Origin of the sequence: Pseudomonas sp. BAV 4579, from assembly GCF_009765395.1 — a bacterium.
GTDB classification, from domain to species: domain Bacteria; phylum Pseudomonadota; class Gammaproteobacteria; order Pseudomonadales; family Pseudomonadaceae; genus Chryseomonas; species Chryseomonas aestiva.
In genome coordinates, this window is record NZ_WHOV01000006.1 from 53,427 (window position 1) to 64,473 (window position 11,047).

At 62.9% G+C, this 11,047-nt stretch carries 9 protein-coding genes and 2 pseudogenes; 7 read left to right on the forward strand and 4 right to left on the reverse strand.

Annotated elements, in window-relative coordinates:
* Positions 1-264: 264 nt before the first annotated feature.
* Together dut and coaBC are read right to left on the reverse strand one after the other, a co-directional pair.
* Positions 265-720, reverse strand: a complete 456-nt coding sequence (dut, locus tag GSQ95_RS03035; protein WP_158890681.1) for a dUTP diphosphatase — start codon at positions 718-720, stop codon at positions 265-267.
* Positions 713-1,936 (reverse strand): bifunctional phosphopantothenoylcysteine decarboxylase/phosphopantothenate--cysteine ligase CoaBC, encoded by a 1,224-nt coding sequence (gene coaBC / locus GSQ95_RS03040; RefSeq protein ID WP_158890683.1) that lies wholly within the window; start codon positions 1,934-1,936, stop codon positions 713-715. The genes dut and coaBC overlap by 8 nt, the downstream gene beginning before the upstream one ends.
* Before the next feature lie 136 nt (positions 1,937-2,072).
* On the opposite strand from coaBC, the gene radC reads away from it, so the two are divergent.
* A complete protein-coding gene (radC, locus tag GSQ95_RS03045; RefSeq protein ID WP_158890685.1) occupies positions 2,073-2,741 on the forward strand; it encodes a DNA repair protein RadC in 669 nt (222 codons plus the stop codon).
* A gap of 882 nt (positions 2,742-3,623) precedes the next feature.
* Entirely contained in the window at positions 3,624-4,061 is a 438-nt protein-coding gene (locus tag GSQ95_RS03050; RefSeq protein WP_158890687.1) for an acetyltransferase, read from the forward strand.
* A 75-nt stretch (positions 4,062-4,136) separates the two neighbouring features.
* Here the strand turns inward: GSQ95_RS03050 and GSQ95_RS03055 are convergent, their stop codons facing one another.
* Positions 4,137-4,805: a uracil-DNA glycosylase family protein gene (locus GSQ95_RS03055; RefSeq protein WP_158890689.1), complete on the reverse strand. Its 669-nt coding sequence runs from the start codon at positions 4,803-4,805 to the stop codon at positions 4,137-4,139.
* A 141-nt stretch (positions 4,806-4,946) separates the two neighbouring features.
* On the opposite strand from GSQ95_RS03055, the gene GSQ95_RS03060 reads away from it, so the two are divergent.
* A complete protein-coding gene (locus GSQ95_RS03060; protein WP_158890691.1) occupies positions 4,947-5,324 on the forward strand; it encodes a glutathione S-transferase N-terminal domain-containing protein in 378 nt (125 codons plus the stop codon).
* Positions 5,325-5,454: 130 nt separating this feature from the next.
* On the opposite strand, the gene GSQ95_RS03065 is transcribed toward GSQ95_RS03060, so the two are convergent.
* Positions 5,455-6,552 carry a hybrid-cluster NAD(P)-dependent oxidoreductase gene (locus GSQ95_RS03065; RefSeq protein ID WP_158890693.1) on the reverse strand — a complete coding sequence of 366 codons (1,098 nt, stop codon included), beginning with the start codon at positions 6,550-6,552 and terminating at the stop codon, positions 5,455-5,457.
* Between the two features lie 328 nt (positions 6,553-6,880).
* On the opposite strand from GSQ95_RS03065, the gene gbcA reads away from it, so the two are divergent.
* The 4 genes and pseudogenes from gbcA to GSQ95_RS03080 form a co-directional block, all read left to right on the forward strand.
* The gene (gbcA, locus tag GSQ95_RS03070; protein ID WP_158890695.1) at positions 6,881-8,173 is read left to right on the forward strand and encodes a glycine-betaine demethylase subunit GbcA; all 1,293 of its coding nucleotides are present in this window, start codon (positions 6,881-6,883) and stop codon (positions 8,171-8,173) included.
* 191 nt (positions 8,174-8,364) lie between these two features.
* Positions 8,365-9,120: pseudogene (locus tag GSQ95_RS27010) on the forward strand (MCP four helix bundle domain-containing protein); the annotation flags it as partial.
* A 174-nt stretch (positions 9,121-9,294) separates the two neighbouring features.
* Positions 9,295-9,975 (forward strand): annotated as a pseudogene (locus GSQ95_RS27015) (methyl-accepting chemotaxis protein); the annotation flags it as partial.
* Positions 9,976-10,117: 142 nt separating this feature from the next.
* A partial coding sequence (locus GSQ95_RS03080; RefSeq protein WP_158973738.1) for a methyl-accepting chemotaxis protein occupies positions 10,118-11,047 on the forward strand: 930 nt, incomplete at its 3' end.

An 11,047-nucleotide genomic window follows, 5' to 3' on the forward strand; every position in this document is an offset into this window, starting at 1 on the left:
CAGCAATTGATTGAGAGAGGCCGCCTGGGCCTGCAGCGCCTGGTCCGCCTGCTGCTCCTGATTGCGCGCGCCCTGCGGCTGCAACACCAGGAACCACAGCAGCAACGCGGCCAGCAGCAGGCCGGCGAGCGCCAGCAGCAGCCCCGCGCCCAGGCCGGGCAAAACCGCGACCCGGGGAGCCGCCTTGCGCACATCCTTGCCGTTCTTGCCCCTTGCCATGCCGTTCTTCTCCTTTATGTCACGGCGCGTCTTGCGTGTCTGGCGTCAGCGGGTACCGGAGTGTCCGAAGCCGCCAGCGCCCCGCTCGGTCTCGGTAAAGCTGTCGACGATATCGAAGTGCGCCTGGACCACAGGTACGAGCATCAGCTGGGCGATACGTTCGCCCACGCTCACGGTGAAGGTGGTCTGGCCGCGATTCCAGCAGGAGACCATCAGCTCGCCCTGGTAGTCCGAGTCGATCAGGCCGACCAGGTTGCCCAGCACGATGCCGTGCTTATGGCCCAGACCCGAGCGCGGCAGGATCAGCGCCGCCAGCGACGGATCGGCCACATGGATGGCGAGCCCGGTGGGGATCAGCACGGTCTGCCCCGGCTCCAGCAGCAGATCCTCCTGCAGCATGGCGCGCAGGTCGAGGCCGGCCGAACCGGGAGTGGCGTAGGACGGCAGCGGGAAATCGCGCCCCAGGCGCGGGTCGAGGATCTTGGCTTGAAGGCTATGCATGGGTCTGGGCAGTGTCTTTCAGGTGGGTGGAAATCAGAGCGATGAGTTGCCGGGCGATCTTGCCCTTGCTGGTCTGCTCGAAGCGGATCTCGTGCAGGCCACGGTCGATCACGGTGACCGCGTTGTCTTCGCTGTTGAAACCGATGGCCGGGTTGGCCACGTCGTTGGCGACGATGAGGTCGAGATTCTTGTCACGCAACTTGCGCTGGGCGTACTCCAGCAGATTCTGGGTTTCCGCGGCGAAGCCGACGCTGAAGGGCCGATCCGGGCGCCCCGCCAGGGTGGCGAGGATGTCCGGGTTGCGCACCAGCTCCAGCAGGAGACCGTCACCGCGGGTGGGGTCCTTCTTCAGCTTGTGCGGCGCGATGACCTCGGGACGATAGTCCGCCACCGCCGCCGAGGCGATGAGCACGTCGCAGGGCATCAGCGCCTCGCAGGCGGCCAGCATGTCGCGGGCGCTGATCACGTCGATGCGCTCGACGCGATCGGGGGTTGGCAGATGCACCGGGCCGCTCACCAGGCTGACGCGCGCGCCCGCCTCCGCCGCCGCTTCCGCCAGGGCGAAGCCCATGCGGCCGGAGCTGTGGTTGGTGATGTAGCGCACCGGGTCGATGTTTTCCTGGGTCGGGCCGGCGGTGATGACCACGTGGCGACCGGTCAGGTCGAGGCGCTGGAAGCAGTCGGCGGCGAGCTGGGCAAGGTCGGTGGCTTCCAGCATCCGGCCGGGGCCGACGTCGCCACAGGCCTGGCTACCGCTGGCCGGACCGAACAGCTTGATGCCACGACTGCGTAGGAGCTCGGCATTGGCCTGGATGGCCGGATCGCGCCACATGGCCTGGTTCATGGCCGGTGCCAGGGCGACCCGGGCATCGGTGGCCAGCACCAGCGTCGTGAGCAGATCGTCCGCCACGCCCTGGGCCAGGCGCGCCATCACATCGGCGGTGGCCGGCGCGACCAGCACCAGATCGGCCCAGCGGGCCAGTTCGATATGACCCATGGCTGCTTCGGCGGCCGGGTCCAGCAGATCAAGATGCACCGGCAGACCCGACAGTGCCTGCAGGGTCAGCGGCGTGATGAATTCGCGTCCGCCGCGGGTCAGTACTACCCGCACCTCGGCACCCTGATCCTTGAGGCGGCGCACCAGCTCGGCGCTCTTGTAAGCGGCGATGCCACCTCCGACGCCCAGCACGATGCGTTTACGATGGAGCCGCTGCATATAGCCTTTCCGTTTTCGAACCGTCTAGAACGGGCATCGCACGGCCAATCGAGGCCTGCGCGCACCCGCGAATGATCCGGTTAAGATAGCACAGCGCCTGCAGGACGCAGGCACCCCGCCAGACAGGGAGCGCCCCATGAGCATCAAGGATTGGCCGGCCCAGGAACGGCCGCGGGAGAAACTGCTGGCACAGGGCGCCCAGGCCCTCACCGACGCCGAACTGCTGGCGATCTTCTTGCGCACCGGCGTGGCCGGCAAAAGCGCGGTGGACCTCGCCCGCCAGTTGCTCGGGGAATTCGGCAGCCTGAGGGCCCTGCTGGAGGCCGACCTCGCCGCCTTCAGCGCCCACCTCGGCCCGGCCAAGTTCAGCCAGTTGCAGGCAGTCCTGGAAATGGGCCGCCGCCACCTGGCCGAAGGCCTCAGGCGCGACTCGGCGCTGGAAAGCCCCCAACAGGTCCGCGACTATTTAAAGGCGCGCCTGCGCCACGAACCCCACGAAATCTTCGGTTGCCTGTTCCTCGACACCCGCCACCGGGTGCTGGCCTTCGAAGCCCTGTTCCACGGCACCATCGACGGCGCCAGCGTCTACCCCCGCCAGGTGGTCAAGCGCGCCCTCGCCCACCACGCCGCCGCCGTCATCCTCACTCACAACCACCCCTCCGGCATCGCCGAACCCAGCCAGGCCGACCGCCTGCTTACCACGCGCCTGAAGGACGCCCTGGCGCTGGTCGATGTGCGGGTGCTGGATCATTTCATCGTCGGGGATGGAGAGCCCTTGTCGATGGCGGAATATGGGTGGCTTTAGCTATTGAATCTAATGCTTTTAAAACTATTTAGAGAAATGGTTAAAAAATTTTTTATTTTGGGTCATTTTTGTTGGAACAGTTACTAGCATCATCCTTGAAAATTATAAATTTTTCTGGGCCTAAATTTGTAGGCCCTAGCAAATGCTTTCTTACTTTGCTTAAGACCTGTCTGACATCAGGCGCATCTGGAGAATGTGAAAGCACTGCAGAGAGGTCCTCAAGAATTTCATCAGGAAGCCACAAAAAAGCTTCGAAAGTCAGCAAATTTAGCTTTTTTCGGCTCTCCGGACATGAAAAACACTCCGATAAAAGATCAACAATCTTTGCGGCTCTATCTCTGATTTGAATTTCTCTTTTTAACTCTTCGATGGCCTTGACTTGATCTCTAATTATCTCATCCTTGATGCGTTAAAAATCCTTTGAATACTCGTGATCTATAATCGCCCTCAAGCGATTTTCAATCTGGGTTTTTCCTAAAAACCCTATAAGAAAGGTACTTAGACCCACCCCAAACAAGGAGCATACAAAAGACCAGAACCCTTTTATTTCAGCATCCAAGATGGCATAAGAATCTTGTTATAACGTAAGCGTCCGGGTAAGTCACCGTAAGCTCCTGACATCATCCGGTTCTAGCGTCCCGCGTGAGATCCCTACCGGCCCGGCCACCATCTGTCAGGTATGCTTCCACCATTCCCTTCCGTAACTTTTTTTGACACCCCCAAAGCCTCCCAGTATCGTCCTTCCTCCCTCCTTTCCGGCTACCTCTGCCGTGAACCGCCCAGGCGTTAACTCGCGAAGCGGTCATACAAGTTGCCGACACTTTTACGGTCGCTATCTACTAGCGCGCCTCATTTCCGATATCAAGTGTAAAGGATGATTCTATGATCATTCGTCAGGCTACTAACGCCGGCCATCCGCAACTGCTCAACATTTGGCTGCGCTCCGTTCGCGCCACACATCACTTCCTGCAAGAATCCGATATCGAGGCATTGCTTCCTCAGCTCCGCGATATTTACCTACCCGCTGTTGAATTATGGGTTATGGTAGATGCCGAGGACTGCCCGCTAGGGTTCATCGGGCTCAATGAAAACCACGTAGAGATGCTCTTTATCGAACCAGATCTTCGAGGGAAAGGGATTGGCCGCGCACTGCTGGATCATGCCCGCAGTTTGCGCAGTCAGATGAGTGTTGATGTGAATGAACAGAACCCTGAAGCGGTAGGGTTCTATTTACATTACGGATTTGTTCAAACAGGTCGTTCTCCGCTGGATGGCGAGGGCCGCCCCTTCCCCTTGCTGCACTTGAGCCTGCCCGGCTAGAACTGTAGTAGTGAATCGCTCGCCTTTAAAGCGGGAGTTCGGAAGGTGAATTCGCCGGACGCTTACGTTATAACCCTATACGAGTTTTTTTATTCTACTTTCTAACAACCCCGGAAACCTCGTATACCACGTCTGATTCAATGGCGACGGATGCGGCAGTGGATAGAGCGTCAGCGTCTTGCAGCTGCCCTCTTCCGTTTCAAGGGTGACCTCTATACTGCTGTCGAAACGCTCTTCACTCTTCCAGAAGGCTTCCAACCGGGTGCGCTCTTCCTTGGATTGGCCGATGCCGAACCAGAGGAAGGCTTCGCGGCCGAGGGTGATAAGCTGGGTGCCGTGCCAGTGCTCTATCAGCAGGCGGCGCATCAGGGGGTGGAAGGTCTTTTTCACCCGTTCCGACCAGGCTTTGTTGCCGAGCGGTTTGTAGGGCACGGTGTTGGCCCAGAAGAATTGCTGGCTCAGGCTGCGGGTGGCTTCGAAGTCGGCCGGGGGCTGGCCGTGCAGGTGTTTGTAGAGAACCTTGCGGGCGATCTGGCCGCCGCTGCCGATGAAGGGTTCGCCGTACTTCACCTCGTCCCGCCCCGGATCGCGACCGAAGAAGCCCAGGGGTGCATCAAGATCGCCCAGACCGATGATGGGGTCCAGCGGGTCCTTGGCGAATTGTTCATAGACCGGAAGATCGACACCTGGAAGATCGGCAGCGAGCTGGCGAAAGGCTTCGCGCTCTGCGGAAGACAGCGGCATGCAACAGGTCTCCATCGAGGAATTAATCCCTCCTGTAGAGCGCTACGCTGCGGGTGACGTTCCGTAACGACTGGCGGAGCGGCAGCCCTGGGACGATAGGGTAAACTGACCGGCTCGAACGACCCCTCAAGGTGAATCCCGTTGATCAATCTGCTACGCAACGGCCTCGGCCAGGTGATCGTCGGCCTGGATCTGGTAACCCGGCCGCGAAAGCTCCAGCGCCCTGAGCAGGCCCAGGCGGCCATCGAGGCGGAGCTGGCGAATCTGTCGCTCTATCAGTTCCAGGCCTGTCCCTTCTGCGTGAAGACGCGGCGGGCGCTGCATCGGCTGAACCTGCCGATCCGCCTCAAGGACATCAAGAAGGACCCGCAACTGCGCGCCGAGCTGGAACAGGGCGGTGGCCGGGTGAAGGTGCCCTGCCTGCGGATCGACGAAGGCAGCCAGAGCGTGTGGATGTACGAGTCGGACGACATCATCGCCTATCTGGAGCAGCGCTACGGCGAGCGGCAGCCGGCCTAGAGTCTAGCGGGTGAAGAAGTGTGGACAGGGCTGTGCCACTGTCCACACTACAGGGCTCAAGCTGGCGCCCAGGGCTCAAGCTGGCGCCTTGGTGTGTTGGGCTTCGCTGCGCTCAATCCAACCCACGCCCTCAGAACTCGATCTGCACGTCTCCCTGCGGGATGCTGCAGCAGGACAGGATGTAGCCTTCGGCTTCGTCTTCCTCGGTGATGCCGCCGTTGTGGTCCATGACCACTTCGCCGCTCTTCTTGAGCACCTTGCAGGTGCCGCAGATGCCCATGCCGCAGGCCTTGGGAATGTGCAGGCCGAGTTTGGCGGCAGCGCCGTGGATGGTTTCGCCGGGGCCGATGTTGACGCTCTTGCCACTCTCGGTGAAGGCGATGGTGCACTGGGCTTCCAGGGGAATCGGCGGCAGGTCGGCCGCGGCTTCGGCCTGTTCGGCCGCCTCGACCTTGGCTTCCGGCGGCGTCGCGCCGAAGGATTCCTCGTGGTAGTGGGTCATGTCGAAGTCCAGCTCGCGGAGCATGGTCTTGACGGCATTCATGTAGGGCGTGGGGCCGCAGCAGAAGATCTCGCGATCACGGAAGTCCGGCGCCATCAGCTCCAGCATGCGGCGGTCGAAGTAGCCCCGGTAGCCGGCCCAGGACTCGCCATGCTCGGTGCGCTCGCACACCAGGTTCAGGGCGAAGTTGTCGATCCGCGCGGCCATGTGCTCCAGCTCACCCTGGTAGATGATGTCGCGCGGGGTACGGGCGCTGTGCACGAAGACCATGTCGACGCTGGCGTTGGTGTCGTAGAACCAGCGCGCCATGGACATCACCGGGGTGATACCGACGCCGCCGGAGAGATAGAGCACCTTGTCGGCGGGATAGTCGATGGCGTTGAACAGCCCGACCGGACCATGCACCGCCAGGTTGTCGCCGACCTTGAGATTGTCGTGCAGCCAGTTGGACACCTGGCCACCCGGCACGCGCTTGACGGTGATGGAGAAGCTGTAGGGCACCGAGGGCGAGCTGGAGATGGTGTAGGAGCGCATCACCTGGCGGCCGTCGATCTCCAGTTCCAGGGTCACGAACTGGCCCGGCTTGAAGAAATACATCAGCGGGATTTCGGCGGTGAAGCAGAAGGTGCGTACGTCCCAGGTTTCCTGGATGACCTTGACGCAGCGCACGGGGTGGCGGCCATTGGTCCAGGTCTGGGTGGTTACGGGATTGAGGAAGGTATTCATGACGCACCTCGACTGCCACTGGGGCTATTGGCGGCGATTCTGGGAGGGCCCCACGACCGCCACTTTCCCAATCGCGACATCCACATGTCGATGGCGACCGGCCCAGCAGGGGCAAGGGCTGGGGCGTCGTGAACAGCGTCGGCCATGTCGCCCATGAGCAAGGCCCCCTCCCGGCTCCGGCCCCACACTCCGCCCCAAGCCGAACCTGAATAGCGCGCGACGGGCGAAACCTAGGGTCATTCGGCGGCCCTGCCCCGTCGGCCAATAGCCTTGCAGTACCGTGACCAACCACTTTCGCCACCCGCCGCGGTGGCCACGAGGATGTACGATGGACGTCAGCACCTTGAGTTTGGGCGACCCTCTCGATCCGGCCCGCAAGGCCACGGCCGAGATGCTGCGCACCCGCGAGCGCACCTACTCCCTGCCCCAGCCGTTCTACAACGACGAGCGCCTGTTCCAGATCGACATGCAGGAGATCTTCGGCAAGGAATGGCTGATCGCCGGCATGACCTGCGAGATTCCCACCAAGGGCAACTTCATCACCCTGCAGCTGGGTGACAATCCCATCCTGGTGGTCCGCGGCACCGAGGGCAAGGTGCATGCCTTCCACAATGTCTGCCGCCACCGGGGTTCGCGCCTCTGCGTGAGCGACAAGGGCAAGGTCGCCAAGCTGGTCTGCCCCTATCACCAGTGGACCTACGAGCTGGACGGCCGCCTGCTGTTCGCCGGCAGCGAGATGGGCGCCGACTTCAACATGGCCGACTTCAACCTCAAGCCGATCCACGTCAAGACCGCCGGCGGCTACATCTTCATCTCCCTGGCCGATGAGCCACCAGCCATCGACGATTTCCTGCGTACGCTCGAGCACTACATGGAGCCGTACGACATGGAGAATGCCAAGGTCGCGGTGCGCACCGACCTGGTCGAGCAGGCCAACTGGAAGCTGGTGCTGGAAAACAACCGCGAGTGCTACCACTGCAGCGGCTCCCACCCCGAGTTGCTGAACACCCTGCTGGAGTGGGACGACGTCACCGATCCGCGCGCCTCCCAGGCGTTCAAGGATCAGGTCGCCGCCTGCACCAGTCGCTGGGACGCCGACAACATCCCCTACGCCCATGCCAGCTTCGGCCTGCGCAACCGCATCGTGCGCATGCCGCTGCTCGCCGGGACCGTGTCCATGACCATGGACGGCAAGCCCGGCTGCAAGAAACTCATGGGGCGCATCAAGGACCCGGACCTGGGCTCCATGCGCATCCTGCACCTGCCGCACTCCTGGAACCACTGCATGGGCGATCACATGATCGTCTTCACCGTCTGGCCGCTGGGTCCGACCGAGACCGTGGTGACCACCAAGTGGCTGGTGCACAAGGATGCCGTGGAAGGCGTCGACTACGATCCGGTCAACCTGCGCAAGGTCTGGGATGCCACCAACGACCAGGATCGTCGGCTGGCCGAGGAGAACCAGCGCGGCATCAATTCCAAGGCCTATCAGCCGGGTCCCTATTCAAAGACTTACGAATTCGGCGTGATCAACTTCATCGACTGGTACAGCGAGCGGCTGCTCAACAACCTTGGTGAAGAAGCACCGGCGGCGCACCTGCGTCAGGTCAGCGGCGACTGACGAGTCGCTGAGAAGATCCTTCCGTGGAGCCGCAAGGGCTCCACGGAAGTCTGCAAATGTCCGACCTTTCCTGTACTGCGAGCTTTTGCCGCACCCGTCCTAGAGCCTTTTCGCCAAATCATCACCTAAAGTTGTGACCCTGTTCGCATTCCGAACCCTCCTCCTCGCAGGCCGTCATAACTCTTCGATCCTTGTCCATCGCTACCCGCAACCTGCTGTGCTTTGGCATCCTGGCGGTCCTCGTCGCGGCGCTCGGACTCTTCGGCTGGTATCAGCTGTCCGAGATCCGTCAATTGGGTCATCAGGTGGAGCAGCGCTGCATCCCGACCCTGATCGCGGTCGACAATCTTGGCCTGCTGGTGGCTCGCACCCGCATCGAAACCCTGCGTCTGCTGGCCATGCCCGATGCCCAGACCCTGGCCAGCACCCACCAGAAACTGGACGGCCTGAGCAACGAGGTCCAGGCCATCTTTGGCCGCTATCAGCACGAACTGCTGTCGACGAAGAGCCGCACTGCGCTGGACGAATTGCGCCAGGTGCAGCAGAGCTACATGCAGGGTGTGCAGCAAATCGCCGACCTGGCCGGCGCGGGTCAGCTCGACCAGGCGCGCCGGGTGGTGCAGCAGAGCATGGGCCCGCTGGGTACGCGGATGAACGCCTGCATAGAGACGCTCCGTCAGGCCGTCGAGCAGGACATTCACGCCGCCAGCGCGGATGCCGATGAAGCCTATGCACGCTCCAACAGCGTGACCTGGCTGGCCATCCTGGTGACCCTCACCCTCACCGGCCTGCTGGCCTGGCGTCTGACGCGCAGCGTGGCCAACCCCATCGCCCAGGCGGTAGCGGCGGCCCGCACCATCGCGACCGGAGATCTGACCCAGGCGCTGGACAGCCGTGGCCACGACGAGGCGGCTCAGCTGCTGCAGGCCATGCAGCAGATGCAGGGCCAGTTGCGCGAGACCCTGGGGCATATCGGCGACTCGGCCAGCCAGCTGGCTTCCGCCGCCGAGGAGATGACCGCGGTCATGCAGGAAAGCGCCACCGGCCTGCAACAGCAGAACAACGAGATCGAATCGGCGGCGACGGCCGTCACCGAAATGAGCCAGGCGATCGAGGAGGTCGCCGGCAACGCCTCCTCCACCTCCAATGATTCGCGCCAGGCTGCCGATACCGCCGTTCAGGGGCAGCGTCAGCTGGGCAATACCCTCATTGCCATCGAGGCCCTCACCGAGCAGGTCCTCGGTGCCAGCGCCCGGGCTCGCGAGCTGGAAACCCAGACGCGCGACATCAGCCAGGTGCTGGATGTGATCCGTTCGGTCGCGGAACAGACCAACCTGCTGGCACTGAACGCCGCCATCGAAGCGGCGCGCGCGGGCGAGGCCGGTCGCGGCTTCGCCGTGGTGGCCGACGAGGTGCGCGCCCTGGCCCATCGTACCGGTGAGTCGACTCGCGAGATCGAGGGCATGATCGGCAACATCCAGCAGGGTACCGGCCAGACCGTCGATGCCTTGCTGACCAGCGCCGACCAGGGGCGCCAGACACGCGAGCAAGCGCAATCCACCAATGCCGCCCTGGCCGTCATCGCCCAGTCGGTCGCGGGCATCTACGAGCGCAATCTGGTGATCGCCAGCGCTGCCGAAGAACAGGCCCAGGTGGCGCGCGAAGTTGACCGCAACCTAGTACGCATCCGCGACGTGTCGGTGCAGACCGCGGCGGGTGCCGAGCAGACCCGTGCCTCCAGCCAGCAACTGGCGACGCTGGCCGCGACCCTCAGCGGCCAGGTGCGGCGCTTCCAGTTCTAGCCGTGATCGAGGGTGGCGACTGGCCAGCCCTGCTCGCCCGTCGCCACCCTCTGCGCGAAGATCAGATTTAAGACGAATGACCATCAAGTCACGGCGGCCCTAGCCGTTAAAGGGAGCCTCACTCTTCACCGGGGCTGCCGCCGTGACCTTTCGTTCCTTCTCCCTCGCCATTCGCAGCGTGTTGTGTTTCGGCCTGCTGGCCATCCTCGTCGCCAGTCTGGGCCTGTTTGGCCTGCTGCAACTGTCGCAGATCCGGGCCCAGGGCCAGGTGATCGAAACCAACAACGTGCCCAGCATCGTCGAAGCCGACAACCTTGCCCTGCAACTGGCTCGCACCCGGGTCGAGGTGCTGCGCCTGCTGGCCATTCCGGACGCCGCCACCGTCGCCAACACGCGCAAGAAGATCGACAGCATCAATGCCGACATCGGCGCGGGTTTTGGTCGCTATGAAAAGCTCGTCAGCGGCGATCGCGAGCGCCAGGCCTTCGACGGCCTGCGCCAGATCCATGGCGACTATGTCCGCTACACCGCGCAGCTGGCCGATCTGATCGGCGCCGGCAAGCTCGACGAGGCCCGCAGCCTGATCCAGACCAACATGGCCCAGCTCGGCGTGCAGATGAACGAGCGCACCGAAGCCCTGCGCAAGATCAATCAGGAAGACATCAAGGCCGCCTCCCAGCACTCCGGCGACACCTATGCCCAGGCTACCTCCATCACCTGGATGGTCATCGCCCTGGCTCTGGGTCTGACCGTGCTGCTGGCCTGGCGCCTGACCCTGAGCATGACCCGACCCATCGCCGAGGCCGTGGCCGCCGCCCGGACCATCGCCAGCGGCGATCTGACCCAGACCCTGGATACCCGCGGTCACGACGAAGCCGCCCAGCTGCTGCAGGCCATGCAGCAGATGCAGACCAATCTGCGCGACACCCTGGGGCACCTGGGCCATTCCGCTACCCAGCTGGCCTCCGCCGCCGAGGAAATGACCGCGGTCATGCAGGAGAGCGCCCACGGCCTGCAGCAGCAGAACAGCGAGATCGAGATGGCGGCCACCGCCGTCACCGAGATGAGCCAG